Source organism: Ligilactobacillus salitolerans (assembly GCF_003864415.1).
GTDB lineage: Bacteria > Bacillota > Bacilli > Lactobacillales > Lactobacillaceae > Ligilactobacillus > Ligilactobacillus salitolerans.
Window position 1 is genome coordinate 104,186 of record NZ_BFFP01000001.1, and the last position, 20,769, is coordinate 124,954.

A 20,769-nucleotide genomic window follows, 5' to 3' on the forward strand; every position below is an offset into this window, starting at 1 on the left:
CCAGACCTAAAAGACTTTTATCCACATAATTAACAGCACCTACTACTACGACTCTTTTTATTAATTAATAAAATAAAAAAAACAGGAGGCTCATTTTCTATGAAATTCAATATCCGCAGAAGCGAATTCATCTCGGCATTAAACAATGCCCAAAGAGCTATTTCATCTAAAACAGCAATCGATGTTTTAACAGGGATCAAATTAACTTTATCGGCAACAAAACTCACTATGACTGGTAGTGATGCAGATATTTCGATCGAAACAGTGATCACAGAGGATAATGAAAAAGCAGCATTAGTAATTGATGAACCTGGCAGCGTGATCTTGCCTGCTCGTTTTTTCAATGAAATTGTCAAAAAATTACCCGAAGAAATGATGACGATCAGCGTTGATGCAAGATTTCAAGCTACAATCACTTCCGGTCAAGCCGAATTTACGATCAATGGGCTAGATTCTGAAACTTATCCTCATTTGCCAGAAATTGAAGCTGATACTAAATTAGTAATCGCTGCGGATATTTTAAAACAAGTGATCAATCAAACTGTGATCGCAGTTTCAACTCAAGAAAGTCGGCCGATCTTAACAGGAATCCATTTATCTTATAGTAACGGAGAATTACTAGCAGTAGCGACTGACTCGCATCGTCTTAGTCAACGGAAAATTACTTTAGCTGATGCTGGTTCTGAAGTTTACAACATCATCGTTCCAGGTAAATCACTGAACGAAATGGCTAAAATGCTGGGTGATTCGACTGACAACGTTGAGATCCGTGTCGCAGAAAACCAGATTTTGTTTACATTTGCCAATATTTCGTTTTATTCCCGCCTGCTGGAAGGAAATTACCCAGATACTGACCGTTTGATCCCGCAAAGTTCCGAAACAACAGTTGAATTTAACGCAGTTGAATTACTTCACTCAATCGAACGTGCTTCATTGCTTTCCCATGAAGGACGGAATAATGTGGTCAAACTGTCATTACAAGTTGCTGACCAAAAAGTAGTTCTCAATGGTAATTCACCAGAGATCGGGAATGTTGAAGAAGATTTATCCTTTAAGAACCTGACAGGTAAAGACCTAGAAATTTCGTTTAACCCTGACTATATGAAAGATGCCCTTTCTTCCTTTGGACAAACTGACATTACAATGTCATTGACCCTGCCTTTGCGGCCATTTACTCTTGTCCCAACTGAAGACGGTGAAAATTTCGTTCAACTGATCACACCAGTTAGAACTTTCTAATTCATTGATGCTCTGAAATAAAAATCAAATTCTCTTACTTGGACCCTGAAATCACTCAGGGTCCATTTTTTTCGCGAGAAACTTTATTGAACGTTTTTTTATTCATAGCTACATTTTTATCCAAAGATAGTAAAAAACGCTCAGAGAGCAAATATAGCCGACTTAAATTGTTTTAAGGACTGAAAAAGGGTATAATTAAAAGGTAATCTATAGAAAGCGAGGGCCGTTTTTTGGAACAAGAAATTTTTTTGAAGACTCCTTACATAACTCTCGGGCAACTGTTAAAAATTGCTGATTTTATCTCTTCAGGTGGACAAGCCAAATGGTTCCTGGCAGAAAATCAAGTTGAAGTTAACGGCGAACCTGAAGCCAGGCGAGGAAAAAAGCTTTATCCTGCAGATGTGGTACAAATCAACGGAAATACTTTTAAACTTAAAGCTGGTCAATAATTATGTTTTTGAAGAGTTTAGACCTTAAAAACTACCGCAATTATTCCAGTTGTTCGCTTGAGTTCTCACCTGGGATCAATGTTTTGCTGGGACGCAATGCACAAGGAAAAACGAACTTGTTGGAAGCAATCTATGTTTTGGCAACGGCTCGCAGCCACCGCACAGCTAATGATCGCGAGTTGATTTACTTTGGCGAAGATCAAGCTGACATTAAGGGTAGTGTTTCACGTCATACTGGGACCCTGCCTTTAGAACTGCAATTAGGTAAGCATGGCAAAAAAGCACGGGTCAATCACCTGGAACAGGCTAAGCTCTCCCAGTATATTGGTCAGTTGAATGTAATTTTATTTGCACCGGAAGATTTAGCGTTAGTTAAAGGGAACCCGACTGGCAGACGGCGCTTTATCGATATGGAATTTGGGCAGATCGCCCCGAGGTATTTGCACAACCTGACTCAATACCGTGATGTGTTAAAGCAGCGTAACCGGTATTTAAAGCTGCTGAGTACGCATCAGACAACTGATAAAGTTTTTTTGGATGTTTTATCAGAGCAGCTGGCTGCTTTTGGCGGCAGCATTATCGCACAACGGCTGGAATTTCTGCAGGAATTGGAGAAGTATGCCCAGGAGCTGCATTTGGCGATCACTCAAGGAGCAGAAAAACTGACTTTAACTTATGATTCCAAGCTTAAAGATGTACTGGGTCATTCGGAACAAGAATTGCAGCAGCTAATGTATCAACAATTGAAGGGTCAGTTGCAAAAGGAGATTTTTCAAGGAACGACTTTGTTTGGGCCTCACCGTGATGATATTAAATTTTTGATCAATGGCAAAAACGTGCAGACTTTTGGCTCCCAGGGCCAGCAGCGTACAACGGCTCTGTCGGTCAAGTTAGCGGAGATCGATGTCATGAAAGAACAGACAGGAGAGTACCCGTTATTATTGCTGGACGATGTTTTATCTGAGCTTGATGGTCAACGGCAGACTCACCTGCTGAAAACTATCCAAAATAAAGTCCAGACCTTCCTGACTGCACCGGCGATGAATGATGTCGCTAAAAATCTGATCAAGGCGCCGCGGATCTTTACGATTGAGAACGGACACGCAAGTCTTCACGCTGACAAGACCGACTTGAAACAAGAAACGATCACATTCTATCCGCATAAGGACAGCTTGAAAATTAGCAGATAACTTTGAAAAAACGCAGAACGGTCAAAATAGAGATTGACAGTTTGCTTGCTTGATGAGGAGGATATTAGTTTGACTGATGAAGAAAGAGAAATAGAGGCCAAAGAAAAACGCGCCAATGAATATGATGCCAGTCAGATTCAGGTGCTTGAGGGCTTAGAAGCCGTACGTAAACGGCCAGGGATGTACATTGGCTCAACAAGTTCACAAGGACTCCACCACTTGGTTTGGGAAATTATTGATAATGGTATTGATGAGGCTTTGGCTGGTTTTTGTGATGAAATCAATATTACAGTCGAAAAAGATAATAGTATTACTGTTCAAGATAATGGACGCGGGATCCCGATCGATATTCAGAAAAAGACCGGTCGTCCAGCTGTTGAAACTGTCTTTACGATCTTGCATGCCGGCGGTAAATTCGGCGGTGGCGGCTATAAGGTTTCCGGTGGTCTGCACGGCGTGGGTGCTTCTGTCGTAAATGCCTTGTCATCAGACTTAGAAGTTTCTGTGACTCGTGCCGGCGATCCAAACGTTTATTCAATGGATTTCGCCTATGGTAAGGCTAGAACACAGTTGCACGTTGTCGCACAAAACAGTGAGCACAAGCATGGTACGAAGGTGCATTTTAAACCGGACACTGATATTTTCACTGAAACACACATTTATGACATTAAAGTATTAACGACCCGGATCCGTGAGCTGGCTTTCTTAAATAAGGGCTTGAAACTGACGATCACCGACATGCGGCCGGAAAAACCAACGACAGAAGAGTTCCTTTATGCCGGCGGGATCAGACATTACGTTGAATATCTGAACAAGGGCAAGGAAGTTATTTTCCCAGAACCAGTCTATGTTGAAGGCGAAATGAAGGGGATCACGGTTGAAGTATCTTTGCAATATACCGATGATTTTCACTCTAACCTGCTCACCTTTACGAACAATATTCATACCTATGAAGGCGGGACACACGAGGCAGGCTTTAAGACAGCCTTGACCCGGGTGATCAATGATTATGCCCGAAAACAAGGGATCCTCAAGGAAAATGATGACAACCTGTCAGGTGAGGATGTCCGTGAAGGACTCACAGCAGTGGTGTCCGTTAAACATCCCGACCCGCAGTTTGAAGGACAAACGAAGACTAAGTTAGGAAACTCAGATGCCAGAACGGCAACAGATAAGCTCTTTAGTGAAACCTTTTCGCAGTTTATGTTGGAAAACCCGGCAACTGCGAAAAAAATCGTGGAAAAGGGCTCATTGGCAGCGAAAGCACGGATCGCAGCGAAACGTGCACGTGAAGTCACACGGAAGAAGAATGGTTTGGAAATTTCCAACCTGCCAGGTAAATTAGCTGATAATACCAGCAAGGACCCGGAAATCTCTGAATTATTTATCGTCGAGGGTGATTCTGCTGGGGGGTCTGCTAAACAAGGCCGTTCCCGTCTAACCCAAGCGATTTTGCCGATCCGTGGAAAGATCTTGAACGTGGAGAAAGCCAGTTTGGACCGGATCCTCGCCAATGAAGAAATTCGTTCCTTATTTACCGCACTTGGCACTGGCTTTGGCGACGAATTCGATGTGACTAAGGCTAAATATCACAAACTGATCATTATGACTGATGCCGATGTTGATGGCGCGCATATTCGGACGCTATTGCTGACGCTTTTCTACCGCTTTATGAAGCCAATGATCGATGCAGGTTATGTTTATATTGCTCAACCGCCTTTGTATCAAGTTCGGCAAGGAAAGATGATTCGTTATATTGACTCAGATGAAGAATTACAAGAGATCTTGTCGCAGCTTCCGCCTTCTCCTAAACCTGCGATCCAACGTTATAAAGGGTTAGGAGAAATGGACGCTAGCCAATTATGGGAGACAACGATGAATCCAGAAAATCGCCGGATGATGCGTGTTTCCTCTTCGGATGCAGAAGAAGCAAATCATATCTTTGAAATGTTAATGGGCGACCACGTTGGACCAAGACGGCAGTTCATTGAAGATAATGCAGTTTATGTTGAAAATCTGGATGCGTAATTATTTCCCGGGAAATAATTACGTTTACCCTGATATTTGATTAGTTAAAACATGCTGTTGATCAAGAGCAGACAGTTAATGAGCCAGAGATTTTTGGCTGTCTTAGCTGATTTGCTTATTTTAGGAGGTTAGAAAGTTGGTAGATTTACCAGATCGAATTAAAGATGTCGATTTATCTCAGGTAATGCAGACATCATTCCTTGATTATGCTATGAGTGTGATCGTCGCCCGGGCTTTACCTGACGTACGTGATGGGTTAAAACCAGTGCACCGCCGCATACTCTATGGAATGAATGAACTAGGAGTCACTCCGGAAAAACCATATAAAAAATCTGCCCGGATCGTGGGGGAAGTTATGGGGAAGTATCATCCCCATGGCGACTCCGCAATTTATGAGTCTATGGTCCGGATGGCACAAGACTTTAGTTACCGCTACCTGTTAGTTGACGGCCATGGTAACTTTGGGTCAGTCGATGGTGACGGAGCTGCGGCGATGCGTTACACCGAAGCGCGGATGTCCAAGATCACACTAGAAATGTTGCGTGACATCAATAAAGATACGATCGATTTTGCACCAAACTATGATGGGACTGAAAGAGAACCCAAAGTTTTACCAGCCCGTTTCCCCAATTTGCTGGTCAACGGGGCAACCGGGATTGCCGTCGGAATGACGACCAATATCCCACCGCATAACCTGGCTGAAGTAATTTCAGCTTTGCATATTCTGATGGATAACCCGGATGCTACAGTTGCGGATCTGATGGAGGTCTTGCCTGGACCAGATTTTCCAACTGGCGGGATCGTCATGGGAAAATCTGGGATCCGGAAAGCCTATGAAACAGGTCATGGGCATATCATTTTACGTGCTAAACTTGACATTACGGAACAAAAGAACGGTCGCGAGCAGATCGTAGTTACCGAATTGCCGTATATGGTCAATAAAGCACGGTTGATCGAACGAATCGCAGAATTGGCTCGTGAGCATAAAATCGAAGGGATCACAGATATCAAAGACGAATCAGACCGTGAAGGAATGCGGATCACGATCGATATTCGGCGGGATGTCAGTGCATCTGTGGTTGTTAATAATCTCTATAAGATGACATTAATGCAGACTTCTTTTGGCTTTAACATGTTAGCAATTGTGAACGGAACACCTAAATTGTTAAGTTTAAAGCAGATCTTGCAGTACTACTTGAAACACCAAGAAGAAGTCATTCGCCGGCGGACAGAATTTGACTTGAAGAAGGCAAAAGCTCGTGCTCATATTTTAGAGGGCTTACGCATTGCCTTAGATCATATTCAAGCAATTATTGATATTATTCGCAGTTCTCAGAGCGGTGATATTGCCAAGGACCGCTTGATGAACGAGTATTCTTTAAGTGATAAACAGGCACAAGCGATCCTAGATATGCGTCTTGTTCGTCTGACAGGTTTAGAGCGTGATAAGGTCGAAAACGACTACCAGAAGACCATGGAAGCCATTGCCGATTATGAAGATATTCTGGCTCATGCTGAGCGGATCAATCAGATCATCTATGAGGAATTATTGCAGATCCAAGAGAAGTTCGGTGATGACCGGCGGACAGAACTGCTGGTGGGCGACGTGACAAGCATCGAAGATGAAGACTTGATCGAAGAAGAAGCGGTCGTTGTCACCTTAACGCATAACGGCTACATCAAACGGATGCCAACTAGCGAATTCAAAGCACAAAATCGTGGCGGACGCGGTGTGCAGGGCATGGGTGTGCATGAAGGCGACTTTATCGAGCAGATGATCTCAACTTCTACGCATGATGAACTGTTATTCTTCACCAATACGGGGAAGGTCTATAGCAGTAAAGGCTACCAGATCCCAGAATACGGTCGTTCTGCCAAAGGGATCCCAGTGATCAACATGCTTAACATTGCTAACGACGAAAAAGTTGCGACGGTAATCACGGTTCCGAATGAAAAGAAAGAAAATGTCGATCCTAACAATATTTTCTTGTTCTTTACGACTAAGAATGGTGTCGTCAAACGAACAGCTGTCTCTGAATTCTTGAATATTCGCAAGAATGGCCTGAAAGCATTGACTTTACGTGATGGCGATGAATTGATCAGTGTTGCGCAGACTGATGGATCAGAAAACATTATCATTGGTACGCATAATGGTTATGCAGTTTCATTTGCTGAAACGAAAGTCCGTTCCATGGGAAGATCCGCTGCTGGTGTCCGCGGTATCAGGTTGGAAGCTGATGACTATGTGATCGGTGCTGATCTTTTGCCTGCTGATAGTAAGGTTTTCGTGATCTCAGAGAATGGTTATGGTAAGCAGACTCCGGCTAGTGAGTATTCGATCCACGGTCGCGGCGGCAAAGGTGTTAAGACAGTCAACGTTACAGAAAAGAATGGTCCATTAGTTGGCTTAACAACAGTTTCTGGTTCCGAGGATATCATGGTGATCACTAATAAAGGCGTTTTGATCAGATTTGCAGTTGCGGATGTCTCTACGACCAGCCGTTCGACTGTTGGGGTCCATTTGATCAAGCTGCAGGACGATTCATTTGTTTCCACGATGGCGAAGGTTAAACCTGAAGAAGAGTTAGAAGAAGTCCTTGAGGATGCTGAGCAGCAGCAAAGTATCAAACAAGAAAATGAGGAGAACTTAACCGAGCCTGATGATTCAGAGGATGAGGAATAAAATAAATTTTAATAAAAAAAACAAAAAACGGTTTATTTTGCGTATATACTAATGTAACGTAAAAATCGGATCATAAAGTAGTCGAACAACTGCAATTTTGATTTTAAACAGAAATTTGGACAAAGTTTTTTTGGAATCTTACCGCTTATTGCAAATTAAATATCAACGTGGTATAATTCTAATTCGTGAGTATCTAAGCATATTTAGATTGCTCTCCTTGTCCTCTATGTTAGGATAGGGGGCCAAAAGTCCATAAGGAGGTGTAAACAGTCATGACAAATTATGAAATTACCTACATCATCAGCCCAGCAATTGATGAAGCTGCTAAGAGCGCTTTGGTAGAACGTTTCGATAACGTTTTGACATCAAACGGTGCTGAAGTTGTAGATTCGAAAGACTGGTCTAAGCGTCGTTTTGCTTACGAAATTGGTGGTTTTACAGAAGGAATCTACCATATTGTAAATGCAAAAGCTGATAACGCTGATGCCATCAACGAATTTGACCGTCTTGCTAAATTTAATGACGGCATTTTACGTCATATGATCGTTAAACGTGAAGCTTAATTTTTAAAATTAGAAGGGGGAGAACGAATTTTGATCAATAGAGCCGTATTAGTCGGACGACTGACTCGTGATCCTGATTTGCGTTACACATCTTCCGGTGCTGCGGTTGCATCATTCACTCTTGCTGTTGATCGTCCTTTTACTAACCGTTCAGGTGATCGAGAGGCTGATTTTATCAACTGTGTGATGTGGCGTAAAGCAGCGGAAAACTTCGCTAATTTTACCCATAAGGGTTCAATGGTTGGGATCGATGGCCGAATTCAGACTCGGAATTATGAAAACCAACAAGGCAATCGTGTTTACGTAACAGAGATCGTCGCTGACAATTTCGCTTTACTTGAGTCTAAGTCTCAAGCAGACCAATACCGTCAGCAACATCCGCAGGAGAACAATTCCGCTCCTTCTTCACAACGTTCATCACAACAGAATAATAATCCGTATGGCAACCCTGCAAACAATCAAGGCGGTTATCAGGATCAGAATAATTCCGATAACTCCAGGGATCCTTTTGCAGATAATGGCCAACAGATCGATATTTCTGATGATGATCTACCATTCTAGTAAACTGAGGAGGGAATACCATGCCACAACAACGCAGAGGCGGACGTCGCCGTCGTAAAGTTGATTTCATCGCAGCTAACCATATCGAATATATCGATTATAAAGATACTGATTTGCTGAAGAGATTTATTTCTGAACGCGGCAAGATCTTGCCACGTCGTGTCACAGGTACAAGCGCAAAGAATCAGCGTAAGCTGACTGTTGCTATCAAACGTGCACGGATCATGGGCTTATTGCCATTCGTCGCAGAAGATTAATTTTAAAATGAGCGAATTTTATTTGCTTAATACTGATTCGCTCAATATTATGGATTTTATGCGATCCACCAAAGGTTCTGGGAAGTTATTTACTTCCTGGAACTTTTTTGCTTGCTGCAGTTTTTGCTCGGTGGAGGTAAAAAACTAGTGTAAGCTGCATAGCGCGAGTGAAAAAATTGCGAAATTTACTCTGTTTTAGAAGGCTAAACTAGGGTATGATGAAAACAAGCAGTAAAAGAAAAAATGATATTTTAAAATAGGCTATGTATTCTGAAATAGTAGGGGAAATTAAAGATGTTAAAGCGTGAAAGATTAATGATGATCAAACGATTAGTCCAAGAGAAGGGCATCGTCACCGTTAAAGAAATGATCGATCGCTTGGGTGTGTCAGATATGACTGTGCGCCGCGATCTGGATGAATTAGCACAAGGAGGCAACTTAGTTCGTGTTCATGGTGGTGCGCAAAGTATTGCCAGCAGCGAGGAAAACGAGTTATCTCATGGTGAAAAACGGGAGATCCATCTCGATGAGAAAAAGCAAATTGCTAAACGAGCATCGCAAATGGTTCAACCCGGTGATACGATCTATATCGGCCCAGGTACGACACAAGAATTGATCGAAAATTATTTACCAGACAATATTAATATCCGAGTTGTAACCAACAGCCTACCGATTTTTCAGGCTTGGAAGAACAAAGGCAACGTTGATTTGATTCTAGTAGGCGGGACCTACCGTAAGCGTTCAGAAACCTTTATTGGCGGGCTGACAAATGATACTTTAGCAAACTTGAAATTCAATAAAGCCTTTGTGGGAGTCAACGGGATTCATAATGAGAGTATCATGACTGCCAATACAGAAGAAGGTATTGCACAGACCGTCGCGCTTAACAACGCGCACGAGAAAATTATTCTGGCGGATCAGTACAAGATCAATCGCGACGATTTTTACCAGTTCTATAATTTATACGATGTCGATTGTTTAGTGACGAATCAAGCACTGACAGAAGATCTGCTGAATCACTACCAGCAATTTGCGAAGATTATTTTGGCGACAGACTAAGAGCACTGACTAAGGCAGTGCTCTTTTTTTGACCAAAAATGTTTCACGTGAAACATTCATTACAAAAATTAGACTGACTGTTTGACAATTAGGATTATAACATATATAGTTAGTTACACAAGTAATTAACCAATTAAGAGACAGAGGGGATCACACATGTCAGAACAACCAATCGTATCAGCTAAAAATATCAGAAAAACTTATGGAAAAAAAGATGAGAAAAAATACGAAGCACTTAAGGGTGTTAACTTTGAAATTCAACCTGGGGAATTTGTTGGGATAATGGGGGCTTCTGGTTCAGGCAAGACAACATTACTGAACATTTTAACGACCTTAGACCAACCGACGGAGGGGCAAGTTGAAATTAATGGCAAGAACATCTCTGAATTAAGCGGCAATGCCGTTGCTGATTTTCGTGCGAATGAAATTGGCTTTATCTTTCAGGATTTTAACTTGCTGGAAAATTTGACTAATAGAGAAAATATTGCTTTGCCGGCATCGTTGCAAAATGTCAGTACCGCCAAGATCGCGCCTCAGATCGAACAGTTAGCCGCGCAATTATCGATTACGGATCTGTTAGACAAGTATCCAACCGAGATTTCTGGTGGACAAAAGCAAAGGGTGGCTGCAGCACGAGCATTGATCAATCAGCCAGCTATCCTGTTTGGCGATGAACCAACTGGCGCCTTAGATTCTGCTAGTACCACAGACCTGTTGGAACTGCTGACAGATATTAATCAACAGCAAAATGTACCGATTTTGATGGTGACTCATGATCCGCTGTCAGCTTCATACTGTCAACGAATTCTTTTTATTCAAGATGGTCAGATCGGTCAGGAACTTCAGCGAAATGGGCAGACTCACCAGCAATTTTACCAAGAGATCATCGAGAAATTAGGTGCTTTTCAGAGTCAGGAGGGTAAATAGATGTTGCGTAAATTGGCATTTACTGGCATTAAAAGCCGGATCCGTGATTATCTGGTGCTTTTCACCGGACTGGTAATTTCAAGTGCCGTTTTTTATATGTTTGAGGCCATAGCCACTAATCCTGAATTTCTCAAGAGTTCGACCAATGGAATGAGCTTAGTGTCGTTTATCTTTCAAACAGGCAGTGTCCTGTTGACACTCATCTCGTTAGTTTATATTTTTTATGCAAATTCATTTTTACTGAGCATGCGCCAACATGATTATGGCATGTTTTTAGTTTTGGGTGCACGGCCTAAAAAAATTGGCAGTTTGATTTTAGCAGAAACCCTTGTGATCGGACTGATTTCGAGTGTGATCGGGATCGTGATCGGAGTCGGCTTAACAGGAACACTTGGAGGATACTTGATGGAATTGGTCTTGCAGGATAAGCTGGCTCATTTTCAGTCCTTGTACCTGCCGGCGGTTTTCATCACACTAGTTCTTTACATGGTTTTGTTTATTATTGCGGGACTTTTAAATCGGCGTAAACTGATCAAAACACCCGTCCTCGCTTTATTAAAGGGTGAAAGAGAGCCGAATCGTCCGCGATTGAAACCAATTTCTGCTGCGATCCAAATTATTTTAGGATTAGGCTTACTTGCCAGCGGATATTTTGCAATGGCGAAATTGACGAAGCTGCGTGAGATTGGAATATTTTTCGCCTTAGTTGTGATCGTGTTGGGATCGTATTTCTTATTCAATGCAGTTTTTGTCGGCGCAGTGATTTTGCTGAAGAAGACAAAGTGGGCTGGACGAGGCTTGAATAACTTTACGCTTTCACAGCTCAGTTTTAGGATCAGAAACTATACTAAGATCTTAGCGACTGTTTCCTTACTCTTTGCTTTAGCACTTGGTGCAATTACTGTCGGTATGGGTTTTGGTAAAAAAACTGAGATGTTTTCTCAAGGGGCTAGTGCCTATACGATGGCCTTAAGAGATCCGAGTGCAGCAGTTAAGAAGCAGGTTAAAGCACTTGATCTCGAGCAGCAAGCAAGTTACACACAAAAGAAAGTTAAAAATACTCTCTACTTCGAGAAAGAAGAGTTTGACCAGAATCCGTTACAAGATGTGCCAGACAACTGGTTTGATCGAGCTGCGCACGGTAAGGTCCAAAAAATCAGCTTTCAAAAGCTAAACGGCAGTCAATTGCAAAAAAATCCTGGGGCACTGTATTCCATAGCACAGGAGAATTTTGATCAGGAAATCAAACTTGTTTCTACAAGTAAATTCAACGCTCTCCAAGCACCTCGACAGGAATTTTATCTCTTTAGAGTCAAAGATATCCAAAAAGCTCAACCGCAGTTAGAGAAGATCGTACGGACCCTCTACCCTAAAAAACACCAGCAAATGCGGACAATGATCCCCGGTGGTTATGCAAGCTACCTGCAAGCCAAGCAGATGTTTGGCGGCTTTGAGTTTATGGGCTTCTTCCTGGGAATAGCATTTTTGGCAATGCTAGCTAGTTGTTTGATGTTTAAGATCTTAAGTGGAGCAAATAGTGACAGACAGCGCTATGAAATGTTAAACAAATTGGGCGTTCGCCCCCGCGTTTTGCGGCAGTCTATTTCCCGGGAAATAATGACTTTATATGCTTTACCTGGTGTGTTAGGCATTGCCCATGTCTTGTTTGGTCTCCAAATGTTTAAGCCGCTGCTAATTACACCTTATCAGGGGATCTGGCTGCCATTTACGATCTTTATTATCTTGTACCTGTTGTATTTCTGGGTGACTGTTAAACTCTACGAGCATATTGTCCTGCCCAAGGTTGAAATCAACCGTTAGGAGCAAATTAGCTGAGAAGAGGAGTTCAAATGAAATTAGGTGAAGATAATGCAATTTAATTTTAACAGTTCAGAGCCGCTGTACTTGCAGGTCGCTGCGCAGATTGAAAATGCGATCTTTTTAGGCAGTTTTGCTGCTAATGAACAGATTCCTTCAACAACTGAGATTTCGCGCGACTTTAAGATCAATCCAGCAACGGTCTTGAAAGGAATGAATATCTTGGTTAATGATGGCTTGATTGAAAAAAAGCGCGGGCTAGGGATGTTTGTGTTAGCTGACGCCCAAGAAAAAATTCGGGTCAAAAGACAGAATGAGTTCTTTCATGATTATATTCAAAAAATGATCGTTGAGGCGCGTAACTTGGGCTTGGGGAAAGAGGCAGTCATTTCTTTGGTTGAGAAAGGGTTTGGTGAAAAATGACAGAAGTGAATTTAACGCAGATCTCGAAGAAGTTCGGGAAAAGTACAGTTTTAAAGCAGATCGATCTAACACTCGCTGGACAGACGATCTATGGCCTGCTGGGAAGAAATGGAGCGGGCAAAAGTACCCTGCTCAATATTATCGAAAATCGTATCCCAGCCACGTCTGGCAGCGTACAAATCGATGGCGAAGATAATGTCAACAATGATCTGGCCTTGGGCAAGGTCTACTTAATGAGTGAACAAAATTTATATTCCAACTCTGCCAAAGTTGACCAAATTTTCCGGGAAACAGCTCTTTTTTACCCAGGGTTTGATTTTGAATTGGCGCATCAGTTGACCAATAAGTTTGAACTGAATGAAAATCTGCGTTTCGGAAAGCTATCTACCGGTTATCGTGCAGTCATGAAAGATATTATTGCCTTAGCAGTCGATGCAGAAGTTATTTTGCTAGATGAACCAACACTGGGGCTAGATGCTGCCCACCGTGAACTATTTTACCAAGAACTGATGGAAGCTTACGCTAAACGACCACGGATCTTTGTGATCTCAACGCATCTAATTGAAGAAATTGCCGGGCTGATCGAGCATGTGCTATTACTCAAGGACGGCAAAATGATGTTGAATGACACAACAGAGAACCTGCTAGCGCAGAGTTATGCGATCACTGGGCCTGAAAAACAGGTCCAAGAGTATACAGCAGGTTTGAACGTGATCGGCCATGACAGTTTGGGCAAATTGCGCTCAGATTATGTTTTTGGAGAACTAGATGACCAGAGAATCTTGCCAGATACAGTTAGCGTTGAAGGAATCGATTTGCAAAAACTGTTTATTAACCTGACGAATGGACAGTGGGAGAAGGAGCGCGCATGAAATTAGAAAAAGTATTTAAATATCAACTTAGACAGGGACTGAAAAGCCTAGGTTGGACGATGGTCTGGGCCGTTGCTTTAGTAATTGTTTTGCCTTTCATTTTTGTTATTTTGTCGGGAGGACGACAGTTCACAGTCGAGGATTTTTTGCCCTTCCAACTACTCGACATAGTTCTCTTTGTTTTCTTAATGATTTATAGCGCACAAACATATGATGGCTTTCAGTTAATGATTCAAAATGGGATTGGGAGAAAGACCTTCTTTTATTCCAGATTGCTGACGATCGTCACGTTAGCCTTGGGTGGTCATATTTTGAGTATTATCTATAAATTACTCACTCGACCGATCAATGTTAATGCTGAGGGCAGGATTCTTGACGTTTTTGGGGAGCTGTATGACCACTTTTTCTCAAATGGTTTACTGAACCAATTACTGCCATTCGTTCTTTTAATACTTTTTACCCTGTGTTTTGCGGCTTCATTTATGTTTGCCGGCAGCTTTTTGAGTCTGTTTGAGAAAAAGATCCAGATGTTGATCATTATTGGGATCCCAGTTTGTTTGATTTTGACGGTGATCTTCTTTGGAAATAATCAAGCATTTATTTCGTCGTTTTCATGGGGCGGGAAAGTTATCCGCTGGATCGTTGGAGAAAACGGAAGCTCAGTTGGGCACTTTAATCCGTGGAACCCATTACTTTCCGGACTAATATATTCGGGTATATTGTTTGGCGGTTCTTATTACTTTAACTTGAAGCTAAAAACGCCTAAGTAGAATAGAAAGCTAATTTGCAAAAACCTCCTATTGGGAGGTTTTTTACATAGTCTGAGAATCGATCTTGATCAAGAAAAGCAAAAATACTGACCAAAAGTATTTTTTAGGAGAGTAAGAGACATTCAAGGACAGGGGTATTGATGGACTATGGTAAAATTTGAATAAAAAAGGGAGTGATCTGCCGTGGATATCTGGCAAGAAATGTATGAGAAAGCAAAGAAAGAATATTTCCCGGGTGATGTTACACCTTTCATTTACGCGCACAATGTAGTGAGTGCGATCGAGGCTGAAAATGGTGAAATTTTCGTTGGCTTTTGTATTGAAAGCTGCAGTGGAGTCTGCAACCTCTGTGCAGAACGAGTTGCAGCGCTAAACATGTACACGAATAGTGGGCAAACTCACATTAAGCGCGTCATTGCTTTTAGAGATCAAGCACCGACCGAAAATGACAGTGCTAGTCTGCCCTGCGGCGCGTGCCGGGAATTTCTAATGCAGCTGGATGAAAAAAACAAGCAGACAGAGATCATGGTAGATTATGCGCAAAGAAAAACAACAACTTTGGAACAACTGATTCCTAATTGGTGGGGATCGTCACGACAGGCTGATAATTAGGAGAATTTATGGACAACACAGGTATTGTGGATCACCTAGAAATATATGTTAGTGATTTACCTAAAACGCGGGCTTTCTGGGACTTGCTCTTAGTGCAGAATTTTCATTATCAAGTTTATCAAGAGTGGGATACTGGTATCAGCTATCGCTTGAAAGAGACATACATTGTTTTTGTACAAACTGACAAAACTTCCCCAGCTTTCAACCGGACTCGCGTTGGCTTGAATCACTTGGCTTTTTCGGTGCCAACTAACGAAGCCGTTGACCGCATCAGGGAGCAAATCCTGACTGCTCAGTATCCGGAATTATACCCTTCACGTTATCCGCACGCGGGTGGTCCAGAGAGTTATGCATTTTATTGCGAAGATCCTGATCGAATCAAAGTCGAAGTTGTCAGCCAACAACATTAGCTGGTTTAGGGATCGTTATGCGCTTGCCTGGAGGGATCGGTGCATTTTGGCTTAATTCTCAGATTGGGCAAATAACAACAGCTGGTATTTTGATCGGAGCTTTAGTGGTCACAAATTTATCTGTTGTTAAAATAGCTCATGACCACGATGCAAATGGGTAAAAGAAAAACACTGGTCATACATTGGCAAGCCAGTCTCAACTCTTACTCAGTTCTTGTTTCCGATCTTTTAAAGCAAGCGCCAGGATCAAACCAATAATTTCCAGACCGAAGAAGACCCAGAAAACAAGGTGAAAGTTAGCTAAATTGGCAGTTTTGACGTTTCCCAATGATAACAGTAAAGTAGCAACGGCAACGCCAGTCGAGCCCAGCAGTTGGCGCAGAGTCGTAATAATCGCTGTTCCATGTGAAACAAGCTGGGTCGGCAGAGCGTTCGCTCCTAGAGTGACAGCGGGCATCATGACAAAGGCATTGCCGCCTTCAATCAGCATTGCGATAATGATCATAGCCCACAGTGAAACTTTGCTGGGTATTAATACTAAGATCCCCCAGCCGACTAAAATCAGCAGCGTGCCGAAAAGGAGGACGGTTTTGAAGCCGAGTTTGTCAGCTAATTTGCCTGTTAGAGGGTTTAAAACACTCAAAAAAAGCGCGCCGGGAACAAGTGCCATTCCGGAAATAAACGGACTTACACCTAAAATTAGCTGGTAATAAAGCGGAAAAACGATGGTCACGACGATCAACGCGACATAAGAAAGACCGGTCAGACCTGCCGCAATATTGAATTGGCCGTTGGCAAAGACATGCAGATCCAGTAATGGGGTCTCTAGTTTAAATTGCCGTCTAACAAAGGCTGCGACTGCCAGCAGGCTCAAAAGTAAGATCAGCCAAGTTAGCGGCCAGTTTGCGTTCTTTTGCCCGCTCAAATTAATGACATATAAAATACCGATGAAACCTGCTAAATAGATAACGGAAAGCCAGTCTAACTGTGATTTGGCACTGGGAAGCACATTGATGATCGTTTTGATTGCTGCAAGAGTCACCAGAGTTATGACTAACATAAAGACCCAAAACAAACCTTGCCATGACGTGAAGCGCAAAACGATCCCGGAAATGATTGGACCGACGGCTAGGGCAGAACCCATAACCAGGCCAGCGAGACCCATAGTAGTTCCGCGTTTTTCTCTGGGAGTGATGCGCAACAGAACTGTCTGGTAAGATGGAAATAAAATTCCAACCCCAACCGCCTCTAATGCACGACCCAACAAAACAAGAGGAAAATTAGCCGCTAGAATAATCAGTAATGTGCCGAGGTCAAAAAGGACAAGCACGAATAAAAAGAGCGGTTTAAAGCCGATGTTATTCAGCAGCCAAGGACTGACCGGCATCATCACACACATGATCAGCATGAAACCGGTGGTCAGCCACTGAACAGTTGAAGTTGAGATGGAAAAATAATTCATGAGCGTCGGATAGGCGGTCGATAAGGCAGATTGGCTAATAGACATGGTAAATGTGCTTGTCAGTAAGGTCACGATGAACCAGAACCTTGTGGAGCCTTTTATGTTTAGAACTTCAGTCATTATGAACAGCTTCTTTTTTACTTTATAAAAATTATTAAGTAGAACGTTTTTTATTCTAGTTCTTTGTTGAGATTTTGTAAAGGATAAGGTCTGCGAGGTTCTTGATTGAAAAATTTTTCAAACAAAAAACTCTCTTAGAAAAAAGAGAGTTCTGCGTGGTCGCTTGAGGATATTTTTAGTAGAAAAGTTGTTTTATTAGTCATCATCGTGATGTTTCTTCATAGTTTCCTGGTTCATTCGTCTGCCGTCTTTGATCTTAGCCTGGTATTTGCGTCTCTTCAAATAGGCCTTGATGACAAAGGGCAGCTGAACTAGGGCATAGATGAGCAATAAGATGATCAGCAAACGAAACATAGCAAGACTCCTTTTTTTAGCAAGACACCTGACGATCTTAACGTCAGATTTTAGCATTGCCGACTGAAGATAGCTAGCCGGGGCATGCGGATGGTTTGAGTTTTAACATAAATTTAGGGTTTGACCAGTGTGGTGTTGGATACTTTTTCACTGTTCATATTCGGTATTTGGCGGTAAATATGATAAAATAACAGAGAATATACACACAAATTAGCAAGATTTAGGGGGATAATTTGTTAGGTAGGCGACACAAAGTGCTCTTCAGCGGCTTTGTGTTGCGGCTTTGTATATTGGGGTAAAAAAGAAGAGGACGTTCTATGAAGAATAAGCTGATTCAAAAATTTGGCAGTCTGCCAGAGATCTTCAAAAACGAACAATTCCGCTTAGTAGCGATTTTGTTGTTGGTAATGGCAATCGTGAGTGATGCCTTGGCTTTTGCTTTTAATTGGATCTTTGGAGTAGTGTTTCTGATAGTTTTGATTTTAGTGATCATTGGGGCCTTTGTTACGCTGACGGAAATCAGAGAACAGACCAGTGATTATATTTCTGATTTGACCTATCGGATCCAGCGAGATGAACAAGATGCTTTGATCCGGATGCCGATCGGGATCTTGATGTTTGATCCACAGACGCAGATCGATTGGGTCAACCCATACCTGCAGAGTTATTTCGGCAAAGCAGATATTTTGGGCAAACGGCTGGATGAAGTTGATCCGGAATTAGCCAAGCTGATCGGTGCTAACGTTGATCAAAAAGAAAGTACTGAAGTTAAATGGCATGATAATTACTTCAATATTCTGGTTCAAAAAGAAATGCGGGTCGTTTACCTGCTGGATGTGACTCACTATGCTAAGATCCAAAAGCAGTATGATGATGCTAAGTTAGTTTTGGGACAAGTCTTTTTGGATAACTACGATGAAGTCACCAAGTCATTGAATGATACAGAAATTTCCAATTTAGACAGCTTTGTTGCTAACACGCTGTCTGATTGGGCTAAAGAGTTCGGAATGTTTTTGAAGAAAGTTGACCAAGACCGCTATTTTATTCTGGCTTACACCGGTGGTTTGAATAAGATCGAGGCTGAAAAGTTTAAGATCTTGGATACAATTCGCGAAAAAACTTCCAAGGGAAATGCACCGCTGACTTTAAGTATGGGGATCGCATATGGCGATGAGGACTTAGCCGAACTATCTGAACAGTCGCAAAACAACCTGGACTTGGCTTTAGGACGCGGCGGCGATCAAGTTGTGGTCCGGCAAGTCGATGGTCAGGCACGTTTTTATGGCGGTACGACAGACCCGATGGCTAAGCGGACCCGGGTCAGAGCACGGATGATCTCGCAGGCTTTAAGAGAGCTGATGAATCAGTCAGATCAGATCTTTGTCATGGGGCATACTCGGCCAGATATGGATTCGGTGGGTGCTTGCCTGGGGATCCGGCGCATTGCTGCGATGAATAAGAAGCAGTGTTGGATCGTGTTAGATCAAAAGAACCTGCATTCTGACGTGGAACGCCTGATGAAGGAACTGCAAGCTGATGAAAAGCTTGCTTCCTCCGTGATCACAACAGAAGAGGCTTTGGAAAAGGCTGCTCAAAATGATCTTTTGTTAATGGTTGACCACTCTAAACGTTCGATGGCAGCCAGCCCCGAATTGTATGATCGGCTGGCTGAACGGGTGATGGTCATCGACCACCACCGGCGGGGAGAAGAATTCCCAGAAAATCCGATGTTGGTTTATATCGAGCCATACGCTAGTTCAACCTGTGAACTGATCACAGAGATGTTTGAATACCAGGCTCGTGAAAGTGAACCGATCAACCGGATCGAAGCAACCGCTATGTTGACTGGGATCGTAGTTGATACTCAATCATTTTCTCAACATACTGGGACACGGACCTTTGACGCGGCCAGTTACCTGCGTGCTTTGGGCGCTGACCAAGCCCTTGTGTCGCATTTTATGAAGGAAAATGTTGATAGCTATATGAACCGCAGCCACTTGATCGACCGGGTTGAATTCAGAAATGACGGCAATGCAGTCTGTGATGGTGAAGAAGAGCGGATCTATGATCCAGTGACAGCTGCCCAGGCGGCCGACTCTTTGTTGGGTGTCAGCGGTGTTGAAGCCTCATTTGCGATCACTCGCCGGTCTGAAGATGCCGTGGGGATCTCTGCTCGAAGCAGCGGTCAGCGGAATGTTCAGTTGATTATGGAACAAATGGGCGGCGGCGGTCATTTGTCCGTTGCCGCGACCCAGATCCAGGGTAAGACAGTGGCGGAGGTGCGTGAACAGCTACTTGAAATTTTGGCAGATCAGCAGGAAAATGAAGAAGAGTCGGTTGAATCATAAGCTTCGACCGCAGATAGAACAGATAATTTGAGCAAAGGTGAGGTAATTTCATGAAGGTTATTTTTACACAAGATGTCCGCAACAAGGGTAAACGCGGTGAAGTTAAAGAACTGCCAGATGGTTATGCGAACTTTCTGATCAAAGGTAATAAGGCAAAGCAGGCTAACGCAGCAGCCATGAGCAAGCTGAAAGGCCAGCAGCAAGCAGAAGCTAAAAAAGAAGCTGAGATCGTGGCTGAGGCTAAGGAAGTCAAAGAAAAACTGGAGTCCGGCAAGTATGTCGTAGAACTCAAAGCCAAAGCAGGGGCTGACGGGCGTCTATTTGGTTCGATCACTTCTAAACAGATCGCACAAGGCCTGGAAAAACAGTACCAGTTAAAGATCGATAAACGTAAGATGGAGCTTAAGGAACCGATCCGTTCGATGGGGTACGTCAATGTTCCTGTTAAATTGCACAACGAGGTTTCTTCGAAAATCAGAGTGCATATTTCAGAAAAATAAATAATAAAACAGCGAGAGCTTGTATGGAAAGGACCTGAGCGCGACATTTGCTTAGAGGTCCTTTTTTGCTCACTAGTCGTTAAAAGCAAAAACAGGTATAATATTGTGCAAATGAAATTTTTTA

Annotated in this window: 20 protein-coding genes; 18 read left to right on the plus strand and 2 right to left on the minus strand. The window is 42.7% G+C overall.

Going from position 1 to position 20,769, the window contains the following annotated elements; translation table 11 throughout:
* Positions 1-99: 99 nt before the first annotated feature.
* From dnaN to LFYK43_RS00625, 16 genes are all read left to right on the plus strand, one after another.
* Positions 100-1,239, plus strand: a complete 1,140-nt coding sequence (dnaN, locus tag LFYK43_RS00550) for a DNA polymerase III subunit beta (protein WP_124974366.1) — start codon at positions 100-102, stop codon at positions 1,237-1,239.
* Between the two features lie 230 nt (positions 1,240-1,469).
* The gene (gene yaaA, locus LFYK43_RS00555; protein ID WP_124974368.1) at positions 1,470-1,688 is read left to right on the plus strand and encodes a S4 domain-containing protein YaaA; all 219 of its coding nucleotides are present in this window, start codon (positions 1,470-1,472) and stop codon (positions 1,686-1,688) included.
* A gap of 2 nt (positions 1,689-1,690) precedes the next feature.
* Positions 1,691-2,878 (plus strand): DNA replication/repair protein RecF, encoded by a 1,188-nt coding sequence (gene recF / locus LFYK43_RS00560; protein WP_124974370.1) that lies wholly within the window; start codon positions 1,691-1,693, stop codon positions 2,876-2,878.
* 69 nt (positions 2,879-2,947) lie between these two features.
* On the plus strand, positions 2,948-4,906 hold the full coding sequence (gene gyrB, locus LFYK43_RS00565; protein ID WP_124974372.1) for a DNA topoisomerase (ATP-hydrolyzing) subunit B: 1,959 nt from the start codon (positions 2,948-2,950) through the stop codon (positions 4,904-4,906).
* Positions 4,907-5,042: 136 nt separating this feature from the next.
* Positions 5,043-7,589: a DNA gyrase subunit A gene (gyrA, locus tag LFYK43_RS00570; RefSeq protein ID WP_124974374.1), complete on the plus strand. Its 2,547-nt coding sequence runs from the start codon at positions 5,043-5,045 to the stop codon at positions 7,587-7,589.
* 272 nt (positions 7,590-7,861) lie between these two features.
* A complete protein-coding gene (gene rpsF, locus LFYK43_RS00575) occupies positions 7,862-8,152 on the plus strand; it encodes a 30S ribosomal protein S6 (RefSeq protein WP_124974376.1) in 291 nt (96 codons plus the stop codon).
* A 30-nt stretch (positions 8,153-8,182) separates the two neighbouring features.
* Positions 8,183-8,713, plus strand: coding sequence for a single-stranded DNA-binding protein (gene ssb / locus LFYK43_RS00580; protein ID WP_124974378.1), 531 nt, complete (start codon positions 8,183-8,185; stop codon positions 8,711-8,713).
* Between the two features lie 20 nt (positions 8,714-8,733).
* Positions 8,734-8,970: a 30S ribosomal protein S18 gene (rpsR, locus tag LFYK43_RS00585; RefSeq protein ID WP_003695889.1), complete on the plus strand. Its 237-nt coding sequence runs from the start codon at positions 8,734-8,736 to the stop codon at positions 8,968-8,970.
* A 294-nt stretch (positions 8,971-9,264) separates the two neighbouring features.
* Positions 9,265-10,029: a DeoR/GlpR family DNA-binding transcription regulator gene (locus tag LFYK43_RS00590; protein WP_124974380.1), complete on the plus strand. Its 765-nt coding sequence runs from the start codon at positions 9,265-9,267 to the stop codon at positions 10,027-10,029.
* 156 nt (positions 10,030-10,185) lie between these two features.
* On the plus strand, positions 10,186-10,956 hold the full coding sequence (locus LFYK43_RS00595; protein WP_124974382.1) for an ABC transporter ATP-binding protein: 771 nt from the start codon (positions 10,186-10,188) through the stop codon (positions 10,954-10,956).
* Positions 10,957-12,777, plus strand: coding sequence for an FtsX-like permease family protein (locus LFYK43_RS00600; RefSeq protein WP_124974384.1), 1,821 nt, complete (start codon positions 10,957-10,959; stop codon positions 12,775-12,777).
* 48 nt (positions 12,778-12,825) lie between these two features.
* Positions 12,826-13,197: a GntR family transcriptional regulator gene (locus tag LFYK43_RS00605; RefSeq protein ID WP_124974386.1), complete on the plus strand. Its 372-nt coding sequence runs from the start codon at positions 12,826-12,828 to the stop codon at positions 13,195-13,197.
* A complete protein-coding gene (locus LFYK43_RS00610; protein WP_124974388.1) occupies positions 13,194-14,069 on the plus strand; it encodes an ATP-binding cassette domain-containing protein in 876 nt (291 codons plus the stop codon). Before LFYK43_RS00605 ends, LFYK43_RS00610 begins: the two co-directional genes overlap by 4 nt.
* Entirely contained in the window at positions 14,066-14,839 is a 774-nt protein-coding gene (locus tag LFYK43_RS00615; RefSeq protein WP_124974390.1) for an ABC transporter permease, read from the plus strand. Before LFYK43_RS00610 ends, LFYK43_RS00615 begins: the two co-directional genes overlap by 4 nt.
* A gap of 183 nt (positions 14,840-15,022) precedes the next feature.
* Entirely contained in the window at positions 15,023-15,451 is a 429-nt protein-coding gene (locus LFYK43_RS00620) for a cytidine deaminase family protein (RefSeq protein WP_124974392.1), read from the plus strand.
* A gap of 8 nt (positions 15,452-15,459) precedes the next feature.
* A complete protein-coding gene (locus tag LFYK43_RS00625; RefSeq protein ID WP_124974394.1) occupies positions 15,460-15,861 on the plus strand; it encodes a VOC family protein in 402 nt (133 codons plus the stop codon).
* 196 nt (positions 15,862-16,057) lie between these two features.
* Here the strand turns inward: LFYK43_RS00625 and LFYK43_RS00630 are convergent, their stop codons facing one another.
* Together LFYK43_RS00630 and LFYK43_RS12675 are read right to left on the minus strand one after the other, a co-directional pair.
* Entirely contained in the window at positions 16,058-17,443 is a 1,386-nt protein-coding gene (locus LFYK43_RS00630) for an MFS transporter (RefSeq protein ID WP_124974396.1), read from the minus strand.
* Between the two features lie 195 nt (positions 17,444-17,638).
* On the minus strand, positions 17,639-17,797 hold the full coding sequence (locus tag LFYK43_RS12675) for a hypothetical protein (protein ID WP_174713939.1): 159 nt from the start codon (positions 17,795-17,797) through the stop codon (positions 17,639-17,641).
* 317 nt (positions 17,798-18,114) lie between these two features.
* On the opposite strand from LFYK43_RS12675, the gene LFYK43_RS00635 reads away from it, so the two are divergent.
* Both LFYK43_RS00635 and rplI read left to right on the plus strand, forming a co-directional pair.
* Complete coding sequence (locus LFYK43_RS00635) at positions 18,115-20,145, plus strand: DHH family phosphoesterase (protein ID WP_124974398.1); 2,031 nt, start codon at positions 18,115-18,117, stop codon at positions 20,143-20,145.
* A gap of 50 nt (positions 20,146-20,195) precedes the next feature.
* Positions 20,196-20,645, plus strand: a complete 450-nt coding sequence (gene rplI, locus LFYK43_RS00640; protein WP_124974399.1) for a 50S ribosomal protein L9 — start codon at positions 20,196-20,198, stop codon at positions 20,643-20,645.
* The last annotated feature ends 124 nt before the right edge of the window (positions 20,646-20,769 follow it).